Annotated in this window: 18 protein-coding genes and 3 pseudogenes; 10 read left to right on the top strand and 11 right to left on the bottom strand. The window is 62.5% G+C overall.

Features of this window, described 5'->3' with window-relative positions; genetic code table 11:
- Nucleotides 1-1,533 carry an AarF/UbiB family protein gene (locus DTW89_RS03675; protein WP_198314819.1) on the top strand — a complete coding sequence of 511 codons (1,533 nt, stop codon included), beginning with the start codon at nucleotides 1-3 and terminating at the stop codon, nucleotides 1,531-1,533.
- Between the two features lie 27 nt (nucleotides 1,534-1,560).
- Nucleotides 1,561-2,604: a type II glyceraldehyde-3-phosphate dehydrogenase gene (locus DTW89_RS03670; RefSeq protein ID WP_087748522.1), complete on the top strand. Its 1,044-nt coding sequence runs from the start codon at nucleotides 1,561-1,563 to the stop codon at nucleotides 2,602-2,604.
- A 65-nt stretch (nucleotides 2,605-2,669) separates the two neighbouring features.
- Here the strand turns inward: DTW89_RS03670 and DTW89_RS03665 are convergent, their stop codons facing one another.
- From DTW89_RS03665 to DTW89_RS03640, 6 genes and pseudogenes are all read right to left on the bottom strand, one after another.
- On the bottom strand, nucleotides 2,670-3,932 hold the full coding sequence (locus DTW89_RS03665; RefSeq protein WP_114654949.1) for a type II restriction endonuclease: 1,263 nt from the start codon (nucleotides 3,930-3,932) through the stop codon (nucleotides 2,670-2,672).
- A 105-nt stretch (nucleotides 3,933-4,037) separates the two neighbouring features.
- Nucleotides 4,038-6,467 (bottom strand): xylulose 5-phosphate 3-epimerase, encoded by a 2,430-nt coding sequence (locus DTW89_RS03660; protein WP_114654948.1) that lies wholly within the window; start codon nucleotides 6,465-6,467, stop codon nucleotides 4,038-4,040.
- 106 nt (nucleotides 6,468-6,573) lie between these two features.
- On the bottom strand, nucleotides 6,574-6,972 hold the full coding sequence (locus DTW89_RS03655; RefSeq protein ID WP_114654947.1) for a hypothetical protein: 399 nt from the start codon (nucleotides 6,970-6,972) through the stop codon (nucleotides 6,574-6,576).
- A 265-nt stretch (nucleotides 6,973-7,237) separates the two neighbouring features.
- A pseudogene (locus DTW89_RS03650) lies at nucleotides 7,238-7,696 on the bottom strand (class I SAM-dependent methyltransferase); the annotation flags it as partial.
- Between the two features lie 33 nt (nucleotides 7,697-7,729).
- Complete coding sequence (locus tag DTW89_RS03645; RefSeq protein ID WP_114654946.1) at nucleotides 7,730-8,038, bottom strand: flagellar hook-basal body complex protein FliE; 309 nt, start codon at nucleotides 8,036-8,038, stop codon at nucleotides 7,730-7,732.
- A 256-nt stretch (nucleotides 8,039-8,294) separates the two neighbouring features.
- Nucleotides 8,295-8,603, bottom strand: a complete 309-nt coding sequence (locus DTW89_RS03640) for a hypothetical protein (protein ID WP_005794613.1) — start codon at nucleotides 8,601-8,603, stop codon at nucleotides 8,295-8,297.
- A 183-nt stretch (nucleotides 8,604-8,786) separates the two neighbouring features.
- On the opposite strand from DTW89_RS03640, the gene DTW89_RS03635 reads away from it, so the two are divergent.
- From DTW89_RS03635 to DTW89_RS03600, 7 genes and pseudogenes are all read left to right on the top strand, one after another.
- Nucleotides 8,787-9,113: a hypothetical protein gene (locus DTW89_RS03635; RefSeq protein WP_024815523.1), complete on the top strand. Its 327-nt coding sequence runs from the start codon at nucleotides 8,787-8,789 to the stop codon at nucleotides 9,111-9,113.
- Entirely contained in the window at nucleotides 9,110-10,540 is a 1,431-nt protein-coding gene (locus DTW89_RS03630; RefSeq protein ID WP_114654945.1) for a TolC family protein, read from the top strand. The genes DTW89_RS03635 and DTW89_RS03630 overlap by 4 nt, the downstream gene beginning before the upstream one ends.
- 16 nt (nucleotides 10,541-10,556) lie before the next feature.
- On the top strand, nucleotides 10,557-11,969 hold the full coding sequence (locus DTW89_RS03625) for a multicopper oxidase family protein (RefSeq protein WP_114654976.1): 1,413 nt from the start codon (nucleotides 10,557-10,559) through the stop codon (nucleotides 11,967-11,969).
- A 33-nt stretch (nucleotides 11,970-12,002) separates the two neighbouring features.
- Nucleotides 12,003-12,494 (top strand): cupredoxin domain-containing protein, encoded by a 492-nt coding sequence (locus DTW89_RS03620; protein ID WP_011805845.1) that lies wholly within the window; start codon nucleotides 12,003-12,005, stop codon nucleotides 12,492-12,494.
- Between the two features lie 79 nt (nucleotides 12,495-12,573).
- Nucleotides 12,574-12,915 carry a copper-binding protein gene (locus tag DTW89_RS03615; RefSeq protein ID WP_024815521.1) on the top strand — a complete coding sequence of 114 codons (342 nt, stop codon included), beginning with the start codon at nucleotides 12,574-12,576 and terminating at the stop codon, nucleotides 12,913-12,915.
- Nucleotides 12,916-13,716: 801 nt separating this feature from the next.
- On the top strand, nucleotides 13,717-14,337 hold the full coding sequence (locus DTW89_RS03605) for a class I SAM-dependent methyltransferase (RefSeq protein WP_024815519.1): 621 nt from the start codon (nucleotides 13,717-13,719) through the stop codon (nucleotides 14,335-14,337).
- A 54-nt stretch (nucleotides 14,338-14,391) separates the two neighbouring features.
- A pseudogene (locus DTW89_RS03600) lies at nucleotides 14,392-14,949 on the top strand (chromate transporter); the annotation flags it as partial.
- Here the strand turns inward: DTW89_RS03600 and DTW89_RS03595 are convergent.
- From DTW89_RS03595 to DTW89_RS03575, 5 genes are all read right to left on the bottom strand, one after another.
- The gene (locus DTW89_RS03595; protein ID WP_024815517.1) at nucleotides 14,919-18,083 is read right to left on the bottom strand and encodes an efflux RND transporter permease subunit; all 3,165 of its coding nucleotides are present in this window, start codon (nucleotides 18,081-18,083) and stop codon (nucleotides 14,919-14,921) included. The pseudogene DTW89_RS03600 and the gene DTW89_RS03595 overlap by 31 nt on opposite strands.
- An 11-nt stretch (nucleotides 18,084-18,094) precedes the next feature.
- Nucleotides 18,095-18,436 (bottom strand): P-II family nitrogen regulator, encoded by a 342-nt coding sequence (locus DTW89_RS03590; protein WP_024815516.1) that lies wholly within the window; start codon nucleotides 18,434-18,436, stop codon nucleotides 18,095-18,097.
- Between the two features lie 14 nt (nucleotides 18,437-18,450).
- The gene (locus DTW89_RS03585; RefSeq protein WP_024815515.1) at nucleotides 18,451-19,974 is read right to left on the bottom strand and encodes an efflux RND transporter periplasmic adaptor subunit; all 1,524 of its coding nucleotides are present in this window, start codon (nucleotides 19,972-19,974) and stop codon (nucleotides 18,451-18,453) included.
- Between the two features lie 16 nt (nucleotides 19,975-19,990).
- Nucleotides 19,991-21,274: a TolC family protein gene (locus DTW89_RS03580; RefSeq protein WP_024815514.1), complete on the bottom strand. Its 1,284-nt coding sequence runs from the start codon at nucleotides 21,272-21,274 to the stop codon at nucleotides 19,991-19,993.
- A gap of 83 nt (nucleotides 21,275-21,357) precedes the next feature.
- The gene (locus DTW89_RS03575) at nucleotides 21,358-21,756 is read right to left on the bottom strand and encodes a hypothetical protein (RefSeq protein ID WP_024815513.1); all 399 of its coding nucleotides are present in this window, start codon (nucleotides 21,754-21,756) and stop codon (nucleotides 21,358-21,360) included.
- Nucleotides 21,757-22,292: 536 nt separating this feature from the next.
- Here DTW89_RS03575 and DTW89_RS03565 point away from each other — a divergent pair.
- Nucleotides 22,293-22,718 (top strand): annotated as a pseudogene (locus tag DTW89_RS03565) (response regulator); the annotation flags it as partial.
- Nucleotides 22,719-22,833 lie beyond the last annotated feature (115 nt).

Below are 22,833 nucleotides of genomic sequence, written 5' to 3'. Positions count from 1 at the left end.
ATGGCGCTGACCGGGGTCCTGCTCTGGGTGGCCTGGCACCGGGGACTCATGCGCTGCGACACGCACCGGGCGGCCGAGCGCTTTGCCCAAGTGCTGCAGCGATTGGGAACGACCTTCGTGAAGCTGGGCCAGCACCTCAGCCTGCGCGCGGACGTCCTGCCTCCCGATGCGCAACGGGCCCTGGCCAGCCTTCAGGCGCATGTGGCGCCGTTTTCTTCGGAACAGGCTGTCCAGGAGGTCGAGGCGGCCCTGGGCCGCCCTTGGCAAGAGGTCTTCGCACGCTTCGACATGCAGGCGCTGGCCGCGGCCTCGATCGCGCAGATCCATCGTGCGGCGCTGCCCGACGGGACGGAGGTCGTGGTGAAGATCCGCCGCCCTGGTGCGGCCGAGCAAGCCGAGACCGACATGCGCATCCTGCGCCGGCTGGTCCTGGCCATTCAGTGGTTCGTCCCCTCGCTGCGCCGCTGGGGTCTGGCGGCCATCGTGGACGAGGTTGCGGCGAACTTCCGCTACGAAATGGACCTGTCCCGGGAGGCGAGTTCCGTGCGACGTTTCGCCGACGCCTGGCGAGACTCTCCGGACATCGTGCTGCCCGACGTGGTGGACGAGCTGTGCACATCGACGGTGATGGTCCAGCAGTTCAGCCGCGGGGCCCACCTGCACGGTCTGCCGCCTGCCATGGGCGCGGCCGCTGCGGGCAAGCTCGTGGACAGCTACATCGTGCAGATCTTCCGCGATGGCTTCTTCCATGGCGATCCACACCCCGGCAACGTCTTCGTGATGGACGATGGCCGCATTTGCCTGCACGATTTCGGCATCGTGGGACGGGTCGACCGCAGCATGCGGCGCGCTTTGGTGGCGTTCGCGCTGGCCTTCGTCGAGCAGGATGCCGACTGGGTGGTCGACGCCTGGCTGGACCTGGGACTGGTCGGCGAGGGCACGGATCGGGCCGTCTTCGTGCCCGTGGTGCGCGCGCTGGTCGCGGACTGCGCAGAGCACCCGCTGAAAGACTGGTCGCTTTCCGATGCGCTCGCGCAGCTCGTGGCGGCCGGCCGGACCCAGGATGTCCGGCTTCCTAGAGACCTGCTGGTACTCACCCGCACACTGCTGCTGCTCGAAGGGACGGTACGCCTGCTCGCGCCGGACTTCTCCATCATCGAGGCCATCTCGCGCCACACGGCAACCGGCATATTCGATGAGCGCAAATCCGCGGCGTCGCAACGTCTGCCCTACGAGCTGGGAAACGCAGCCAACGCGCTGCCCACGCTGCTGGCGCGGCGCCTGCACAGCGTACTGCGGCAGCGTGAGTTGCTGCAACTGTCGATCAAGCCCGACGCCCGGATGCTGAGCGGTATCGACCGCCTCGGCCGCCGCATCGCCCTCGCGCTCGTGACGCTGGGCCTGTACATCGCGTCAAGCTTGCTGATGCAGCACGCCGTAGGCCCTCGCTGGGGCGACATGCCGGTGCTCGCGCTGCTGGGCTATGCGCTGGCGATCCGGTTCACGTTTTTCATTGCGCGCAGCCGTGGCTGACGCGTCTCATCAAGTCAGGAGCAAGGAATGAACAAGGTCAGAGTGGCGGTGAACGGGTACGGTGTGATCGGCAAGCGGGTGGCAGACGCGGTCGCGCTCCAGGAGGACATGGCACTTGCCGGCGTCGCAGACGTGGTGCACGACTATCGACTACAGGTCGCCGCGCAGCGCGGCTTCGCCATCCACGCGGCAACCTTTGAAGCTGAAGGAGCGATGCGCGCCGCAGGTCTTGCTTTGGCGGGCAATCTGGCAGAACTGCTCGCGAAGGCCGATGTCGTGGTCGACTGCACGCCCAAGAAAGTCGCTGCGGTCAACAAAGAGGTGTACGCCGCGGCCGGCGTGAAGTCGATCTTCCACGGTGGTGAGTCTCATGCGCTGACGGGGCACTCATTCGTCGCGCAAGCGAACTATGCGTCGGCCATCGGCCGCGAGTCCACTCGCGTGGTCTCCTGCAACACCACGTCCATCGTGCGAACGCTGGGGGCGCTGCGGACGGCCGGCCTGCTCAAGCGTGCACGCGGCACGCTCATCCGCCGCGCATCCGACCCCTGGGAAGCGCATGCTGAGGGCATCATTAACACCCTCGTGCCGGAGAAGGCGGTCCCCAGCCACCAGGGACCGGACGCGAGGACCGTGATCCCGGACCTGGATGTGGTAACGATCGCGGTCAAGGCGTCCCACAACAGCAGTCACCTGCACACCTGGTGGGTCGAACTGACGAGGCCGGCAACGCGCGACGAGGTGCTGGCGGCCTTCCGTGCGGCACCACGGATCGCGTTCGTGCGTTCCTCGGATGGCCTCGTGGCACTCAACAGTACGGTGGAGCTGATGTCCGATCTTGGCCGCCCGCGCGGCGACATGTGGGAGGTCGCCCTGTGGGAGGACGTCCTCGCGGTAGATGGCGACCAAGCGTACTACACCTACCAGGTCTTCAACCAGGCGATCGTGATTCCCGAAACCATCGATGCGATCCGCGCGCTGAGCGGCATCGAGTCCGATCCGTCAGCGTCAATCGCTCGGACGGATGCCGCACTCGGCTTGCGGCACGACTTCATCCACGACCGCGACTAGGCGTCGATTCACGCTTGGGCGGTACATTCTGCCGCTGGTGCCGCTGGTGCCTCGACGACCGTGCATCACAGCAGGTGCGATATCTCGTTCAACGGCTTTAGGCCTGAGCCGAATCTGCCGATCGCATCGCGATGCGCGCCAAGCTCGCTGTAGGGGAGGTAGCGAATTCCCAGCTCCGCCACCCGCGTGAATGCCGGCCGACGCAACTGGCTGCGGACATCCTCGCGGCGAGCGTCCGGCGCCACCAGGAACATCGATACGCCCGCTCCCAGTTCCGTTCCCAAGGCCAGGTCGAGCATGCGCACGATGCCGGAATAGATCGAGGTCGAGTGCTCGACCTCGAAGGCAGCGGCGACCTTCGAGCCGTCGGCCTCCACCCAAATGACGTCGATCAGGCGAACAGAGTCCAGACCGGCCCGGGCCTGCGCGGGGAGCTGCGTCAGACAGCCGTCTCCAAGGCGACCTCCCTGATAACTGCGCCCCTGATCGTTGGACGCAATCCAGACACCGTAGCCGAGCGACTTGCCCAGGTCGCGCAGCCATCCCTGAATTTCGGTGTGGGTCGCGTCGCTCTCGCGCTCCGCGGCCCAGCGTTTGTGGGCCGCGGCCGATTCCTCGCGCACCTTTTCGAGATCGGCCTCCCAGCCCTGGAGGGCGGCCGCATCGTCATCGCGCGGTGGCGCCGCGTACCGGCCCGAGCCGATGTCGAACAGCAGCCCAGCCAGTGCCCCCATGTCGTTCGACAACGCGTTGCGGTGCTGGGCATTGAGGCGAAGGCCGCCTTCGCGCATCGAGAGGTAGTGCTCCCACTTGCCGAGCTTGACGCTGCTGCCCGTGACCGCGTTGTAGCCCTTCACGATCGCGGTGTTGAACGGCATCACGATCGTGGGGTGAACGAAGTACAGGAGATTCGCCACGGCGGGGCCCAGACCCTTGATCTGACGAGCGTCGATCCGCCGTATTGCTTCGATCACTTCCTCTGCGCTGTTGCAGCAGTCGCAGGTGTGCAACAACCGGGCAAAGGCCTGTTGGTTGATTGCGTTCTCGTAGATGTCGGGAATGCGCAGCTTGGGCTTCCACAGGAATGCATGGTCTGCCCCCTTGAAGATTTGGCGCTGCTCGGCCACCGAGCCGACCACCGTTTCGAGCGAGGAACCGCGGAATGCGCTACCGAAGGTGCCCGCATCGATGTCCTTGACCACCTGCGCCAGGCCGCGGCGAATCGAGCGGAAGTTCTTCAGCCGTTCTTCCCAAAGGAACCAGGTGTTGTAGGTGCTCAGCGGATCGGCTTTCCAGTGACCGATGAGAGTTTCAAGCGCGTGGGACATGGTCTCGATAAATGGGCGGGCACAGGGTTCCAATTGGACCACGGCCTCGTACCGATCGGCGCCGGAAACGACGTTATTCTTGTCCCTATGGGGAGAACAGGGGAATCATGCCGAGACCATCACCGCCCGCGGGTCGCCGTGGCCTCCCACCGCGGCCAACTCCTCGGCGGTCAATATGCTCGCGGGATCGACGCCGAGCGCCTGCGCTGCCTCGGTCGCGACGTGCGCCCACGTGCAGCGGTTCGCGAACAGCATGCCGGCAACGTCGAGCGTCCCACCGCGCGCCTGGTAGCCCAGTGCACGGGTCTGCCGAGGCCCGGTATCGATGCGACGCAACAGGCCCAGCGTCGGCTCCGGCCGCATGTGCGAGACGATGACGCGCACCGCAGCGGTGTCCGGGAACAGCGAGCGCAATGCCGCGTCGCCCGCCACGAAAGCCCGCTCGCGCTCGTCGCGTGGCAGCCGGAAGCGGCCCGGCTCGAAGACGCAGGTGACTGCCGTCCGATGCCCGGCGTCGTCCAGCCGCCGCGCCGCGAGCAGCGCCTGCTGTAGCTGGTACGCACCGATGGCGACCAGCAAGACATCGGGTGCGTCGCAGGGCTTCACCACGCAGGCACCCTCATCGGCCAGACGCTGGGCCTGCTCGCCGCTCAGTTGGCTGGCGACGGCCCGCTTTGGAACGACCAGTGTCCAGAACTGGCCATGCGAGGCGTAGGCGGCTCGCAGCGCCGCGACGGCACTGTTGGCATCCACCGGGAACAACACACGTGCGGTGTCGGACATCTCGCCCAGCAGCGCCTCGGCCAGTGTCGGATCCTGATGGGACTGCTCGTTTTTGCCGTTCTCCCAGGTGTGGGATGTCGCCACCGTCACTACCGACAGCCAGCCCGGAGGCATGCCGGCCTCCGCCTGGTGGCGCGCGAACAGGATTTCCTGCCGCAGTGCACCCAGCATCTTCACGGCAAAGGCCTCGTAAGAAACAACGAGGTTGATGCCGCCCTTGTTGCCCAGCGCCGCACTGACCACCGCCTCTTCGTTGAGGGCCGTGATCACGGCGCCATCCACGGCTTCAGCCAAGCCCGGTTCGGGCGTGAAGACGCGGTGTTTGAGCAGGTCCAAGGTCTGGCCCATGCGGTTGCTGCGCAGCTCGTCGGGATTGCCGACGCGCGGGCGTAGTTGGGGATTGGCCTGGATGATGGCCGCGAAGGCTCCGTCGAGCGCACCCATCGGCGAGACATTGCCGAGGTCCGCGGCGTGCCACTGCGGCTCCGGGAACCTCGGTGCTGCGACATGGCGATGCGCCAGGGGATGGTCCCGCTCAAGGGGACGGCGCTGCACCTCATGCCGGCAGAGCAGGGCCAACGCTTCGTCGAGTTCGCCCGGTGGCACGAACAAGACGCGCGCGCCGTCATTGAACTGCTGCCGGGCAGTGAGATCGACACGGGGATTGCCCGCCAACGGCAGGTTGTGCGCGGCGTTGGTTCCGGCACCGGGAAAACCGAATCCTTTGGGCGCTTCGGCGATGGTGTAGTGAAGTGGCACCGGGTACTGAACGGTTCCACGCGAAACCCCCGTCGCGCAGGCCGCCAGCCGTTCCTCCATCGCGTGGATGGCCCAGGCGAATGCGGCGGGGTCGGTGCCGTCGATCTCCATAGGGTCGAAGCTGTTCAGCCGCAGATGCTGCTGGAACCATTCACGGCCGCCCTGCTGCTGCATGGTGCTGCGCTGCTCGATGCGACGGCCGTTGAGGATCATGAACGGAGCCACGAATCCACTGTCCTCGGCGCGCCACCAGCGCGGCGCCCAGTCGCTGCCGCGCTGCTCCTCGAATGCACCGTCGCTGAGGAACACCACCAGCCGTTCGCCGGGCAGGGGCATGTGCACGTACTGCAGTTCAGCGAAGCCGAGATAGCCCCCCTCGGACAGGCCGCCTGCCGTGTTCGGGCCGACGTGGCTGCCCAGCGGCGAGGCCGGGCGCCCCTGCGCGTCGATCGCGTAGCTGTAGAAGTCCCGAGCGAAGCGCGTAAGGCCGTTCTCGCTGCGGTCGTACCGCTCGGCGTGGCGCGGCGTCATGTTGCCCGCCAGCAGGTTGCAGGCGTCGATGCCCGCCACGCAATAGCCTTGACCCATCAGCCAGCCGCGTGTCAGGCCGCTGAGCGCGTTCGCGGCAAGGTAGCCGACATAGGCCGGCACGATGTTCAGTGATCCGCCGGTGTGGCCTTCAGGCGTCTCCTTGAAGTCCTTGGCCGCCATTTCCCGGCCGTCGGTATAGACCCGATCGGCATAGGTCATGTGAACCGTTAGCCACATCCCGGCCACGGCCAATCGGTCTGCGGCCCACAGCGTGCGGTAGATCGCGGATGTGTCGCTCGTCTTGCCTTCGGCGACCAGCACCTGTGCGAGTTCGTGGATTCGCAGCTGCGTGAGGTCGTTGTGGGCGATGGGGCCATGCCCGCGCGCCCAGCGCGCGAAATCGGGATCGGATTCGCGGAACAGTCGCGCGCGCTCGGCGACCCAGGGGAGGTTGTGATTCATTTTGAAGGTCCTTGGAACCGACCCGCAATGACGAGCGTCGGCGGGGTTGGGAACGCCGGCGTCTCGGATCGCCGGCGCAGAAACGAATGGCATGGCGCTCGGCACGTCAGACCTGCCTCGCATATAGCACCACGGCCACGGCCCACAGCAAGGCAGGCAGCAATAGCACCCAGCGGAAGTCCGAGTGGAGGACGAAGTCCATCGCACTCATCAGCCCGACCGTCACAAGCCCGGAGAACGCGACGGCCCAGCCGGTACCGCCTTGCCGCTCGCGCATGGCCATGCGCGCCAGGTGGACGATCAGTACGCACGCGCCCGTCATGAAGCCGCCCATCACCGTGAACACGATTCGCCGCCATGCCTCCAGACCGGGTGCCAATCCACGAAGCCGATCCAGCGGCACACTGATGAAGCGCGGATCCTCGGGCAGCAGCGCCGGCCGCAGGAACACGAAGTAGGCGCCCAGCCCGACGAGCCAGACGCCGCAGGCCATGAACAGCCACATGGAGGTGCGCGGTGCCTGCGTGCGCAGAGGCGCCACGACGCTGGGTCGGCAGGCGTCTCGGCGTGCTTGTCGGCGGCTCACGGCGTACCGCCCTGCGGCGACCGCGTCACTGCGGCCACGCGAAGCCGAACTGCGGATGGGGCGAACGCGGGTCTGCTGACCGTCCACCTCCACGCCCTCACATTGACCTGCATCGGGCAGAAGAATACAACTCGCGCAACCCGGTCAGCGGGCCTGCTCATCTTTCGCTCACCGTCATTGGCGTTCATGGGGTAGTACCCGAGTAAAGATCGCGGCGCGTCAAAGGAACGGGCCATCTTCCGTCGTCTCGTTTGGACGCTACGATCTGGTAGATCCCTGTGCCGCCCGCCTCGAATTCCAGCGCGCATGCCGCCATGTACAGGCGCCAGACGCGGAAGGTCACCTCATCGTCTTCCTGCAAGGCCTCCTCTCGGCGCACTTCGAGTCGCTGAACCCAATGACGCAACGTCAGCGCGTAGTGGGGTCGAAGACCTTCGACATCATGGATTTCGAAGCCGGACCGTTCCATCCCGAGCTGGATGTTGCTGACGCAGTCCAATTCGCCGTCAGGAAAGACATAGCGGTTGATGAACTCGGTCGCGACAGTTCGGTTCCAGCCCTCTTCGTCATGGGTGATCCCATGGTTGAGGAAGAGCCCGCCCGGCCGCAAAACACGCTGCACCACGGCGTAGTAGGCACTCAATACCTGCATTCTTACTGCTTCGCCTTCCGAGCATCAGACCTGCATGTTCATCACATCGGTGTAAGCCTGAACAATTCGGTTTCGGCTCTGCAGCGTGGCCTGAAATGCAATGTTCGACTTGACTCCTGCAAGCATCGTTTCTTCAAGACTGACAGTGGGGTTGTCGAAGGTGACCTCGCGGATCAGGCGCCCAGATTCACTTTGCAATTGGCTCGTGGTCGTTAATGCCTGCTTCATCGCGTCCAAAAATCCACCGTCCTGAACTATGGGTGCTTTGGACACCAACTTGCCCACCGGAATGACTGGCAGTAGTGCGCCAAGCGGGTTTGTGATGACGTTCATGGTGTGTCCATTGTCGAACTGACGGAGGTTATGAGGGGCCCTTTTTTGCGGGAGAAATAGACCAGCGATCGATACGAAATAGTAAGTTTCGCCAGCCGATCAAGAAGCCCTGCAACTGGTGCGTAAGCCGTTCAATTGCACGGCTATGGATAACAGAAACGTCATCTTGCCGACATTGCCGTGAGTTGCCGGTACGCGCAGTGGTGTGCACCGCAAAGCATGAAGGTTGGCAGGAACCACGCAAAGGGAGCGTGATCTACGGCAGTTGCGAAATCTCGAACACCAGTTTGGTGCTGGAGCCATAGCGGCTCATGGACGCGTGGTTCTGCTCCAGTTGGCTGTCGGGCAGATAACGGATCGGCAGCTCTGACAACCGGGAGCGCAGTGGAAGCGGCCACGGACGCGAGAAGCGCAGATGCGACGCTACGGGCTTGATGCCCTGCGCGCATGGCGCTCCAGCGTCAACTGGCGCGGCCCCTGGTGGAACCTCGGGGCCAGGCACATGGTCGCCGCACTGCCGCCCAAATACTTCACAGGCGTGGGGCTTGTATCGGTAGTTGACCATCCACCAACACCTCCAGCGTTTCACTTGAACCGCCGTAGGCGGAACCGCACGTACGGTGGTGTAAGAGGGGTGAGGGGTTACCCCTCACCCCGCTCGATCATGACAAAGATGTAATGAAGCCGTTATGCCTTTGACAGTTATTGGTTTGCACAATGACATAAGTCAAAAATGCATCACAAATCCATGAACAATCTCTGGCTTTCACGACCTACCTCAAGCCTCTGGCTGGGCGCCGCACTAATGGTGCCATCCCTGGCATTTGCACAGATGCCAGAGGTCGAAACCGCGAAGGTGGGCTACCTGCTCTCGTACCGATCAGCCCTCTCGGGTTACGAGGCCTACAAGGAGCAGTCCGTCCAGCCCTGGAAGGCGGCGAACGACAAGGTGGGTGAAATCGGCGGCTGGCGCGCCTATGCGAAAGAAATCAAGTCCGGCCAGCCCGGGTCCGCCAAGGACGCTGCTCCCGTCACCGACCCGCATTCTGGCCATCACGGGGGAGAAAAACCATGATGCGTTTGCGTGCCACTCACGCCAAACTCGCTCTATCTGCACTCGGACTGGCGGTGCTGACCGGCTGTGCCAGCGTCAGCCTGGAGCAGAACATCGGCCGCGTTAACGACGAGGCTGGTAACTTCACCGATGGGAAACTCGCCCTGGCTCGTACCCAGGAGGAGCGCGACCAGCGAGCGCAGGCCGCTCAAACCTTGCTGGCGGAGACCCTAAATCAGAAAGATGCCGTCCAGTTGGCCTTGGTGAACAGCCCATCCCTGCAGACCCTGCTGGCGCAGGGTTGGGGGGAGTCAGCGGACGCCGCGCAGGTAGGCCGGATTGCCAATCCCATCTTCAGTTTTGAGCGCATGACGGCCGGCGCCGAGCTGGACTTGGGGCGTGCGCTCTCCTTTGGCCTGTTGGATCTGCTGACCTTGCCGTCCCGCTATGGCGTCGCCACCAGGAGAATCGAGCAGTCTCAGCTGCGTTTGACCAGCGACGTGGTGGACCAGGTCACGCGCGTGCGCCAGGCCTGGGTGCGCGCCGTAGCGGCGCAGCAATCGCTCAAGTATGCCAAGCAGGTCTATGAAAGTGCAGAGGCCGGAGCCGAACTGGCCAAACGCATGCAGAGCGTGGGTAACTTCAACCGCATCACCCGCGCACGCGAGCAGGCTTTTTATGCCGATGCCGCCACCCGCCTGAGCACGGCCCAGCACCAGGTCACGGCCAGCCGGGAAGAACTGGTACGTTTGCTGGGGCTGGATGAAAGCCAGGCGCAGGCGCTCAAGCTTCCGGAACGTCTACCTGATCTCCCCATGCAAGCACTGGATCCGCAGGCGGTTGGCTCGCTCGCTACCAAGGCACGCCTGGACATCCGCCTGGCGCAGACCGCGCTGGATGGCGCGGCCAAGGCCCAAGGCCTGAACATGGTGACCAGCTTCACCGATATCGAACTCACCGGGCGTCGCAACACGACCTTTGACAACGCTGAGGGCACTCGTTCTACTGCGCGCGGCTGGGAAATCGCCGTACGCCTTCCGATCTTCGATTGGGGCGGGATACAGCGTGATGCGATGAACGCACGGACCTTGGCCGCAGCCAACCAGCTCGAAGCCACCGTGCGCGCAGCAGGCTCCAGCCTGCGGGAAAGCTACTCGGCCTACCGCACGGCCTACGACGTGGCCCGTCACCACCGCGATGAAGTCGTGCCGCTGCGCAAGGTGATCTCGGAGGAAAACCAGCTTCGCTACAACGGCATGCTGATCAGCGTTTTCGAGCTGCTGGCCGATGCGCGCGATCAGGTCAGCGCCGTCTCCGCTGCCATCGACGCACAGCAGCAGTTCTGGCTGGCCGACGCCGCCATGCAGGCGTCCGTGATCGGACGCCCCACGAGCACCAGTCTGTCCGTCGCATCCAGTGCACCCGGCGGCGGCGACGCCGGCCATTGAAGCAAAGAACATCATCATGACATCCAGACGAGATTTTTTTAAGTTTGCCGGCATCGCAGGTGGCGCTGTTGCGGCGAGCTCGGTCAGCCGTGTGGCCATGGCGGCATTGCCCGAGCCGGTGATCCAGACCAGCCCGAACACCATGGCGCCGCTGGTGCCCAACTCGGGGCGGCCCTACAACCCGGTGGTCACACTTAACGGCTGGACACTGCCGTGGCGGATGAATCAGGGCGTCAAAGAGTTCCACCTGGTCGCCGAGCCTGTGGTGCGCGAGATGGCGCCCGGCATGAAGGCCCATCTGTGGGGCTACAACGGTCAGAGCCCCGGCCCCACGATCGAAGTGGTCGAAGGCGACCGCGTGCGCATATTCGTCACCAACAAATTGCCCGAGCACACCAGCATCCACTGGCATGGACAGCGTTTGCCCAATGGCATGGACGGTGTGGCGGGATTGAACCAGCCCGCAATCCAGTCGGGCAAGACCTTCGTCTACGAGTTCGTCGCACGCCGGCCAGGCACGTTCATGTACCACCCGCATGCGGACGAGATGGTGCAGATGGCCATGGGCATGATGGGCTTCTGGGTCACGCACCCGAAGGACAAGCATCCCTTGATCGACGTGGTGCAGAGAGACTTCTGCTTCCTGCTGAGCGCCTACGACATCGAGCCTGGCGCTGCGACCCCCAGGGTTGCAGAGATGACGAACTTCAATCTGTGGACATGGAACAGCCGTGTCTTTCCTGGTATCGACTCTCTGAACGTGCGTCTCAACGACAAGGTGCGCATCCGCATGGGCAACCTCACCATGACCAATCACCCGATGCACGTGCATGGCCACGAATTCGTGGTCACTGGCACCGATGGCGGCCCGACGCCCAAAAGCACGCGCTGGCATGAAGTAACCACCGACGTGGCCGTGGGGCAAATGCGCCAGATCGAATTCGTCGCCGACGAGGAGGGCGACTGGGCCTTCCACTGCCACAAGAGCCACCACACCATGAACGCAATGGGGCACGACATTCCCACCATGATTGGCGTGGATCACAGCGGCCTTGCCAAGAAAGTCAACAAGCTGATCCCGGACTACATGGTCATGGGCGAGCGCGGCATGGCCGACATGACGGAGATGGAAATGCCGATTCCCGACAACACCATCCCGATGATGACCGGCCAGGGGCCGTTCGGCTCGGTGGAGATGGGTGGCATGTTCAGCGTGCTCAAGGTGCGCCGCGACCAGAAGCCGGGCGACTACAAGGATCCGGGCTGGTACAAGCATCCCGCAGGCACGGTGGCGCATGAGTACACCGGCCCCATGGCCGAGCCCGCACGCTTCAGCGCCGAGGGCGGCCAGTCCATGCCGCGTGTGCGCAAGCCAGCAACGCCGACCGAAGTCAAGGTGCGCAAGCCCACTTCGCATGGCGAGCATTGAGGTTTCCCTTCAGTTATCAACGAGAGTCCATCCATGAAATTCACGCGATCCACTATTTCTCAATTCTTCGCTATGGCTGCACTGGCCACGTCCGGGGTAGCCTTCGCCAGCGGCACTCATGCAGGTGGCCACGGTGACGGGGGTGAAACAGCCATTGGCAAACCCGGCGTTGCCGCCAAGGCCGGTCGCATCATTACCATCGAAATGAGCGACAACATGCGTTACACGCCGTCGAACATTCAGGTCAAACAGGGCGAAACCGTGCGCTTCGTTGTCAAGAACGTCGGCCAGGTCAAGCACGAACTCAGCCTGGGCACCGAGAAGGAACTGCTGGAGCATTTGGAGCAGATGAAGAAGTTCCCGGACATGGAGCACGACGAACCCGGCAAGGTCACGCTCGCACCGGGCAAGCAGGGTGAAATCGTCTGGCAGTTCACCAAGGCGGGCGCCGTGAACTTCGCCTGCCTGATGCCTGGCCACTATGAGGCCGGCATGAAGGGCGCTATCCAGGTGGGCCGCAAGTGATGGTCTGAAGCGCCCACCACAGCTGGCCCAGCCATGGCCGGGCCAGACCATAGATACATCCATTTACCCAGAGGTCACCATGAACACCATCCAACGTCTGCTCACCATCTCCGCCCTCGCCATGAGCGCTGCCCTGCCGCTGGCGGGCCATGCCCAGGTCAGTCCCAATTCAGGCCAGACTTCGGCCCCCGCACCCGCATCCATGACCGATGGCGAGGTCAAGAAGGTCGATTTGGACAATGGCAAGATCACCCTCAAGCACGGGGACATCAAGAACCTGGACATGCCCGGAATGACCATGGTCTTTACCGTCCGCGACAAGGGCCAACTCGCCAACCTCAAGCCCGGCGTCAAGGTGCAATTCATGGTCGTCCAGGAAGGCGGGAAGATGATCGTCACCGACATCCAGCTCGTGCGCTGAGAAAATTCACAATCGCGCCATCTCGTCGGGCGCGGCAGCCCTAGTCAGCCCCTCCACCACAAGGAGGAGGCATCATGTTTCACATTCGCCATACCCTGATCGGCCTCTGTGTCGCCGCCGCCTCCGTGGGCGTGCTGGCGCACGGCTCCGACGAGCACAAGGACCAGGCTTGCTGAAACCGAAAGGGATCACCACGCGGAGAGCTCTTGGAGGCCAATGCTGCCCAGACCCGGTTGGCGGCGGAACTGGACGGTGCATGGGCCGCTATGGCCGAAAGCGCCAGGGTCAACCAGGCGCAAGGTGCTGAGCTGCAGCAAGTCCTTCAGGCGGTGGCGCAGCACAAGGCTGAAGCGGAAACTCTGCGCACGTTGGTCGCACAGTTCAGGCCACCGCAGAAGTCCGCTCGCCGAAAGCGGGCCAACGAGGCGCCAGAAGGTCAATGAATAGCGCCCAGCCATTGACGGTTGATGACGCTACACAGGTCTTGGCGATTAGCGTCATTTTGAAATATAAAACTTATTCTTAATAAGAAAAAGCTTATAAATTAAAACTGGTCGTATCCTGGCTTGCCCGCTGGAGGGGAAACTCTTCATTGCCAAGTGATCTCGTGCGAAGTTTGACTACGCCTTATAGAAAAACCCTGTGACGGACTTCACAGATTGCTCGCACGCCTGCGAGAGAACAGTAGCGGCATCCCAAGGCATGCAAGCATTTCTTGCTTCGCGAGGTAAGCTTCACCTCCTGACCCATAGCAATCAATGCCAGTCGTAGTTTCACTACCTTCTCGGAGAGCAGCCCATCATGAGCACTCAAACCCATTGGGAATTGGTCTACGGAACCAAATCACCGGAAACGGTGAGTTGGTATGCACCGCATCTCCTGCAGTCCCTGCAGTATGTCCGCACGGCTGCTGGTTCTAAGCAGGCGTCCATCATCGACGTGGGCGGGGGCGAGTCCACGCTGGTCGATGACCTCCTGACCGATGGCTACGGGAACATCACGGTTCTGGATCTGTCCCACACGGCGCTGGAGGTCACGCAACAACGCCTGGGGCCCAAGGCCGCCGATGTAGCTTGGCTGGCGGCGGACATTCTGGAGGTGGAGTTGCCTGCGGCTTCGGTGGATGTGTGGCACGACCGCGCGGTGTTCCACTTTCTGACCACTGACGAGCAGCGTGAGCGCTACGTGGCGCAGGTGGTGCATGCCCTGAGGCCCGGTGGGTTTGCCATTGTTGGCACCTTCGGGCCACAGGGGCCTGAGAAGTGCAGCGGCCTGGCCGTTTCACGCTATGCGCCCCAGGAACTGCACGGCAAGTTCGGAGTACCCTTCGAGCTGATCGAAAGCCATACCGAGATCCACACCACCCCTTGGGGCGCACCGCAGCAGTTTGTCTACTGCTTCTGCCGCCACCACGCGCAGTAGGCGCCATCAGGCCCTGAGATCGCCACGCATCGCGCGTACCGTTTGATCGTCCTTATGTCACTCGATATTGCCCCGGATACCAGCCTTTCCGTACAGGCAGCGACTCGTGGCAGATGCCTGGAAGTCTTTCGGGCCTTCCGGAAACTGGGGTTGACCTCCTTCGGCTGGCCAGTAGCACACCTTGGCTATTTCCGCGCCGAGTTCGTCGAGCGCAGGCAATGGCTTGATGAGAAGAGCTATTCCGACCTAGTGGCTCAGTGCCAGTTCCTGCCAGGGCCCGCGAGCAGCCAGATCGGGATCGCGCACTGGGCCTGGGGCACGCTGGCAGGCTGGGTGGCGTTGGTGGCATGGATAGACTCCACCTTGCCGCCGGCCATCGTGCTCATCCTGCTTGCTTTTGGGATGGCCTGATGGTCCGAGTTCGCTAATTCGGGCGCAGTCCATGGCCTGAAGGTGGCCGCAGTTGCTGTCGTCGCGCAGGCAGTGTGGGGTATGGGCAAATCCCTGTGTCCAGATCGTTTGCGCGCCGGGATGGCAGCTGCTGCAGCCCTGATCATGTTGGCGATTCACTCTACCGTGGGTCAGGCCGCCGCAATGGCTCCCGGCGCTTTACGGTTGGCCTTTTCGCGACGGCGATGCGCCATGCCATAGAGCATGGGAAGTACCAGCAGCGTCAATGCGGTGGAGGACAAAATGCCCCCGATCACCACCGTAGCCAGCGGCCGCTGCACTTCTGCACCCGTTCCGACAGCAATGGCCATGGGTACGAAACCCAGGGACGCCACCAGCGCGGTCATGAGTACAGGTCGCAGTCGCGTCAACGACCCCTCGCGGATGGCCGAATCCAGTGTCATTCCGTCCTCTCGCAGGCTTCGGATGTAGGAAATCATCACAAGTCCGTTAAGCACGGCGACACCGGACAAGGCGATGAAGCCCACCCCTGCAGAGATTGACAGAGGGATGTCACGCAACCACAGCGCTACAACGCCACCGGTAAGGGCGAACGGTATGCCGGTGAACACCAGCAAGCCATCCTTGGCATTGCCGAACATCACAAACAGCAAGGTGAACACCAGCAGCAATGCGACAGGTACGACAATCTGCAGCCGCTTGGAGGCAGACTGGAGTTGCTCGAACGTGCCGCCCCATTGCGTCCAGTAGCCGCTCGGTATTTCCACCTGCTGTGCCAGCTTGGTCTGGGCCTCGGCCACGAAGCTGCCGATGTCCCGTCCGCGCACGTTTGCAGTCACCACTACACGCCGTTTGCCATCTTCGCGGCTGATCTGGTTGGGACCAGGCGCAGAGATGATGGCAGCCACGTCCGACAGGCGGACAAAGCCGCGTGTACTGGAGCCTTCAGCGACCGGCAGGCGGACCGGGAGACGCTCAATGGCTTCGATGTCGCTGCGAAGAATGTCAGGCAGGCGCACCAGAATGTCGAATTGGCGATCGCCTTCAAAGACGCGCCCAGCCTCCTGCCCACCCAGAGCGGCGGACACGCTGTCCTGTACATCGGCCACGTTCAGGCCGAGGCGAGCGGTACCTTCCCGGTCGATCTTGATGGTCAGCATCGGCAGCCCGGTGGTCTGCTCCACCTTGACGTCCGCAGCACCTGCGATGCCTTCAAGCACCTGGGAGATCCGTTCGGCGCTTTCGTTCATCTGGTCCATATCATCGCCAAACACCTTGACCGCCACATCGCTGCGCACGCCGGAGATGAGTTCATTGAAGCGCATCTGGATCGGCTGTGTGAACTCGTAGTTGTTGCCCGGCACTTTGGCGACCGCTGCCTGCATTGCTGCGACGAGGTCTGCCTTGGTCCGCTTCGGATCCGGCCACTGGTCGCGCGGCTTGAGCATGACGAAGTTGTCGGCCACGTTGGGCGGCATGGGGTCCGTTGCAATCTCGGCGGTTCCGAGCTTCGCAAACACCGCATCCACCTCGGGAAACTCCTTGATCGTCTTTTCCAGCTGAATCTGCATGCCAATGGCCTGCGTCAGGCTGGTCCCCGGGATGCGAAGTGCGTGCAACGCAACATCACCTTCATCCAGATTGGGGACGAACTCGCTGCCCATGCGTGTCACCAGCAGCCCGGACAGTAGGACGCAGGCCGCTGCTGCCGTGAGCACCAGTGGCTTTCTGTCCATCACCCAGTCGAAGGTGGGTGCATATCCGCGCTTGGCCCAGAGCATCAACCGACTTTCGGTTTCGCTCACCTTGGAGCCGATGAAAAGCGCGACCGCAGCAGGAATGAACGTGACCGACAGGATCATGGCGCCCAGCAGTGCAATGACCACCGTGAAGGCCATGGGGTGGAACATCTTGCCTTCCACCCCGGTGAGCGCAAAGATGGGGAGGTAGACCACCATGATGATGAGCTGACCGAACATCAACGCCCGCCGAGATTCCTTGGCAGCGGAAAACACTTCGTGGAATCGCTCGTTGCGTGTCAGAGGCCTGCCTGCGGCGGCCTGCGCGTGCGAGAGCCGCCGTATGCAGTTCTCGACGATTACCACTGCACCGTCGATGATGATGCCAAAATCCAGCGCCCCTAAACTCATCAGGTTGGCGCTGACCTTGTTGCTCACCATCCCGGTGAACGTGAACAACATCGCCAGGGGGATCACCAGCGCGGTGATGATGGCTGCTCGGATGTTCCCCAAGAAAAGGAACAGGATCGCGATCACCAGCAACGCACCTTCCAGCAGGTTCTTCTTGACGGTCGCAATGGCTTTGTCCACCAACACGGTACGGTCGTACACCGTCTTGGCAATGACCCCCTTGGGCAGGCTCTTGTTGATCGCCTTGAGACGCTGGTCCACCGCTGTGGACACGTCGCGGCTGTTTTCACCGATCAGCATGAAGACGGTACCGAGAACAACCTCCTGGCCGTTCTCGGTGGCCGCTCCAGTGCGCAGCTCCTTGCCCAGGATGACATCCGCGACATCACGGATACGGACAGGCACACCCTTGGTGGTTGCGATCACCACGTTCTGGATGTCTCCTATTGAACTCACCTGGCCCGGCGCACGTATCAGGTATTGCTCGCCACTGCGCTCGATATAGCCTGCGCCCACGTTGGCGTTGTTGCGCTCCAATGCAGTGACCAGGTCTGCGATCGTCAGTCCGTGAGCCACCAGCTTGTCTGGCCACGGTGCCACCTGGAACTCCTTGGCATACCCGCCGATGGTGTTGATTTCGGTGACACCCGGAACGGTGCGCAGTTGCGGTTTGATGATCCAGTCCTGGATCTCCCTCAGATCCATGGGGGTGTATTCGCCGCCATTGGGCTTGCGCGCACCCGGCTCGGCTTCAACCGTCCACATGTAGATTTCGCCCAGGCCGGTGGAAATGGGTCCCAGCGAAGGCGTCAGCCCTGCAGGGAGTCGGCCACGCGCTTCCTGAATGCGCTCGCTCACCAACTGGCGCGCGAAATACAGATCGGTCCCCTCCTTGAAGACGACGGTCACCTGCGACAAGCCGTAACGTGAGATGGAGCGTGTCTGCTCCAGCTTGGGCAGGCCCGCCATGGCGGTCTCGATGGGAAAGGTGACGCGCTGCTCCGATTCCAGCGGTGAATAGCCGGGGGCCTCGGTATTAATCTGTACCTGCACATTGGTAATGTCTGGTACAGCGTCGATGGGGAGCTTCTGGTAGCTGAAAACGCCGAGCGCGGCCATTCCCAGAACCGCCAGGAGCACAAGCCATCGCTGATCGATGGCAAAGCGGATGATGCGTTCAAACATCGTGGTGTCCCTTAGAGCGCGGCATCGGCGCGTTCACCCGTGCGAGTGCGCACGACATCGATGAGTTCGACCACGCCAATCACGCCGTCGCCGCTCTGGCCCGTACGTGCCGCATTGGCAATGGCGTCCACAATTCCTGGGGCGTCTGCGTCCTTGCAAAAGACGATTAGCACCAGCTCTTGGTGGCTATCGGGATTCCACTCATCGTTGTCGAAACGGTGGTTTTGACCGTGGCCTCGCGCATGACCCTGCGCCGAAAATACTGTGAACCCCGGGAGATGGGGTAGCGCGTGCAGTGCCGCTTCCACGGCGTCAAGGCGGTGCGGCCGGATGATGGCGGTGATCTGTTTCATGTGCATCTCCTTCATCAGTGGTCGTGGCTGGCGCCGGCTTTGCCCAGCTCAGCTTTGACAACGAAACTATTGGTGGCTGCGTAGCGGTCTCCGGCCTTGAGGCCACCTTTCACTTCCACCATGCGACCGTCGCTGCGTCCCAGCTCCAGGGGCCGCGCCTCCAGGCTCTCGCCATAGCGGCCGAACACCACCTTCCAGTCGCGCAGGTCCTGCACCGCCTGCACGGAAACCGCAACCGGCACTTCCTTCTCTTCCAGCAGCACTTCCACCGTGACGGGCAGGCCGGGCCTCCACAGCCCCTTGGGATTGGGCAGCGTGGTGCGTACCATCGCGCTGCGCGTTTGCTCGCCGACGAGGGCGCTGATGTAGTTCACCCTGCTCGTAGCCGTGGCTTCGAATGCATTGGCCCGCACGTGTGTTGGCTGGCCCACGGCCACCCCTCCGAGGTCCTGGACAGACACCGGAGCCTCCACCCAGACAGAAGCCAAGTCCGATACCGTGAAGACAGCACTGTCCTCCTTGACGGCTTCGCCCAGCGAGATGCGCTTCTCTGTCACGACGCCGTCAATGGGTGAGCGCAACTCGTACCGCGCGAGACTACCGCTTGCCGCTGCGCCGCCCAGGGACGCTGACTTGCTCTGTGCGCTCTGCACGGCAATTGCCGCTTCCTGCATCGCGGACCGGGCGCTGAGCATGTCCTGCTCAGCGGTGATTTTTTCTTCCCAGAGCTTCTTCTCGCGTTCGTAGGTAATCCGTGCGAGGGACAGGCGCTGCTGTGCGGCCAGCAACTCGGCGCGCTGGTCTGCCAGCACCTGGCTGCTGAGAACGGCCATCACCTGGCCTTTGAGCACCGTATCTCCCGCACTGACCAGTACCTGCTCAACGAGCCCGGCCAGGCGCGGGACGATCTGCACGGTCCGGTCGCTGTTGTATTTGACCTCGCCCAGGAGGCGCAGGGTGGTACCGATCTTGGCTGGGCCTGCCACTCCCAGTTCCACGCCTGCTGATTTGAGCTGATCGTCCGACATAGCAATCCGAGCCTCCACCTGCCCGTAGCCCAGCTCGTGGGTTTTTCCTGCATAGGTGGCAGCAACCTTGATCTCGAACGAGTGGGGTTCTTCCACCACTGCGTCTCCAAGCAGGTAGTCCTTCTCTTTGCGGAACGTGAAGGCCTGCGGGGACTGCCCAAGCCGCAGCAAGTTCAGCTGGATCTGGCTTTGGGCGGGATCGATGGGTTTGCCGCCCAGGTAGGTGTACAGCCGAAACTGAGGCTCGACCCCAGTCTCGAAGATGGTGACTTCTACGGCGTAGGCACCGGATTTCAGGAGCTTTCCTCCGTGGGGGCCCTTCGCGGGCTTTTCGGCTTCGGCGTGCTTGTCGTCATCCTTGTGTGCCTCGCCAGTTTCTGCTTCCTGGTGGCCGTGCTCGTCACCACCACTGGAACTCTTCTTTCCGCTGACGATGAAGACCCCGAGAACGAGGGTAACGATCAGGACGGCCGCGATGGCCAGCCATTGCTTCTTGGGTTTGGTGTTCATGAATGTGCTCCAGAGTTCAACGCGCACGGGTCAGCGCGTCAGTTCCCAAAATTCGGTTGAGTTCAGCGTTTGCGCGATGGGCCTCGGCAAGGGCTTTCAAGTACTGACTGCGCGCCTGGAGCAATGTGCGCTGGGCGTCCAGGGCTTCCAAGAAACTGAACTTGCCCAGCTCGAACCCCTTGGTGGCCGCGTCATAGGCAGACTGGGCGCCTGGAACAACATCCGCCGCGAGCGACTGTGCTTCCGCGCGGGCACTGGACAGGCGTTCTCGCGCCTGGATCGCCTCACTTTCCAGCTGCACGCGCGTGGATGCGAGTTCCAAGCGCGCTTTGTCTTCGCGCTTGAGGGCTTCCAGGATGTTGCCTTCGTTGCGATCGAACAAGGGCAGGGGGATCGACAGCCCGATGACCGCCTGGGTACGGCCTTGCTCCTGATCGCGTTTGGCGCCCAGGCTGACCGTGATGTCCGAGATGCGCCGCGCGTTCTCCACGGCGGTAAGTGCCTTGCGGCGTCGAACCTCCATTTCTGCGCGCTGCAGCGCGGGGGATCGATCAAGCTGTGCCTGAAACCCCTCATAGTTCTGGATCGGAGGCAAATCGTCGAGCCGCCCCTCCAGCACAAGGGGCCCCAGGGGACTGCCCATCGCGCTGGCAAGACGCGCACGGGCGGCACTGGATTCCGAGCGTACTTGCGCCAGCTCGATGCGCACATTGGCCTCGGAAACGTTGGCCTTGGTTTCTTCGACGGGAGACAATTTGCCCGCCTTCACGCGCTGCGATGTCGCCAGGCTTGACCTCTGGGACAGCTCCAGCGCCGTCTCGGACAGACGCAAGCGCTCCTGGATGATGAGCACGTCAAAGAATGCCGTCACCACCGCTGCGGCAATGGCATGGCGGCGCGCAGACAGGTCTGCCCGGGCTAGCTCGGCGGCACTCTCGACCGCCGTCATGCGCGCCTGCCGCTTCCCGCCCAGTTCAATCGGCTGATTGATCTGCACCGTGGTCGTACGCGATGGGCTTTTGGTGCCCTCCTGCGTGAACGCCAGTTCGGGATTGGGGCGCGCACGGGCCTGCAGGCTCGCACCGCCAAGCGCATCCACTTCTGCATTGGCAACGGCCAGTTCGGGATGGTGCGCCAGCGCCTGCTCTACAGCCTTCCGCAAAGAGAGTTGCCCTACGCCCAAGCTCGACCGCTCAGGTGCTTGGGCTGCTGGAGGTGCAGATAAAGGGGGTGTGCCCTGGGCAAATGCCACGGGCACAAGAAAGGCCGCGCCCATGAACGGCAACAAAAGGTATCGCATCGAATTCTCCGCTGATCACTGAAACAGGAGGAATTCGGCGAGATGGCGGGCGGCGCTCGCCCCCTTGCTAGGTCAAGAAGCGTTTAAACGTGCCCAAGTCCTTCCCGCCGAAGAAATTCGGCGAGAACCTTAGGGGGGCGTTCGAGTCCTAGCGCGGTTGCTGTGGCGAAATCTACGCTCAACTCAGGTGGGGATGCGGATGCCGTGCCTACGATGAACGGCTGCAAGAAGAGTGAGGGGAATGGGTAGACGCCCGGCAGATGGTGGTGATCCACGTTCACTGTGCCACTGCGGTTTTCTGCATCAAGGGAGGCGTGATTGGTCTCTGGCTCGGCGGGTGCCACTTCCACGTGTTCCGCCTCGTGGTGGCCCCAATGAGACGAGCCTTCCAAAGGTTCATGCATGCAGGTAGCTGCCACCGCGCTCCAGGAAAACTGGAAGGGCAGCAGCACCATCAGGCAAATGAGGAAGGCGCGGCGCATCAGGGCAAGTGTACCTGTCGGCGATCACTGCATTTCAATGTTCAGCCGCCTGCGCCGTACATTTCCTGCAAGCGCTGCCTTTCGGCAGCGGACATGCTCAAGTACTCTTGCTGGACTTGGTTACGGGTTTTGGCTGGGCCAGTTGCCTCGACGGGCAGAGCACCGCCTCGCTGGAGGATTGCCAGCGTGCCATCCTTGCGGGCGACGGCTGCTGACTGAAACACATCGTCCCGAGACATCGAACTCTGGAAATGGTCGGTATAGGTGGTAAATCTCACTTCGCCATTTGCGGGATGGTAGAAGGAAGATGCGGATGCGAGGCCCGGAGCCGCGATGGCAAAGGCGATCAGGGAAACGCGAGAGGTTTGCGGATGATCATGGTATTGGCCCTTGATTGAGGTGAGCCATCGGCGACTTGCGTAGGCGATGCCTTACGACATGCGGCGAACTTTAAAAGTTTCATCGCGACAAGGCGCCAACAGCCAAATGACAAATTCGTAATCTACGAGTTCCCCTCATTCTTCGAAAATGGATCCATGAAAATTCTTCTCATTGAAGACGAGGTCAACCTCGCCGAGTACCTTCGCAAGGGCCTCGGCGAGGTTGGCTACGTGGTGGACGTAGCCCACAACGGCGTGGATGGTTTGCACATGGCGCTCGAAGGCGCGCACGACCTGCTGGTGCTGGACGCGATGCTCCCGGGGATCGATGGCTTCAGCCTCCTCTCCGCTTTTCGGAAATCCAGACAGACACCCGTCTTGATGCTGACGGCCCGGATCAGCGTTGAGGACCGGGTGCTGGGACTACAAACAGGTGCGGACGATTACCTGGTAAAACCCTTCGCGTTTTCGGAACTGAACGCACGTATTCAGGTGCTGCTCAGGCGTACCCATGGAGCGCACGATGCGGTAGAGCCTACACAACTGCGCCTTTCCGATCTCGAACTCGACCTAGTACATCGTTTCCGCAAAAGCTTTACGTTTCAGCCATTTGGAAGTCGAAGCTCTTCCATTGGAAGCGAACGGGTTGGGCATTCATCTCGTCGATGCCTTTGAGGATGCGCAGCTTGAGTTCGTC

Source organism: Acidovorax sp. BoFeN1 (genome assembly GCF_003345135.1).
Taxonomy (GTDB): Bacteria; Pseudomonadota; Gammaproteobacteria; order Burkholderiales; family Burkholderiaceae_C; genus Acidovorax; species Acidovorax defluvii.
This window is presented reverse-complemented; position numbering and strand designations above follow the sequence as displayed.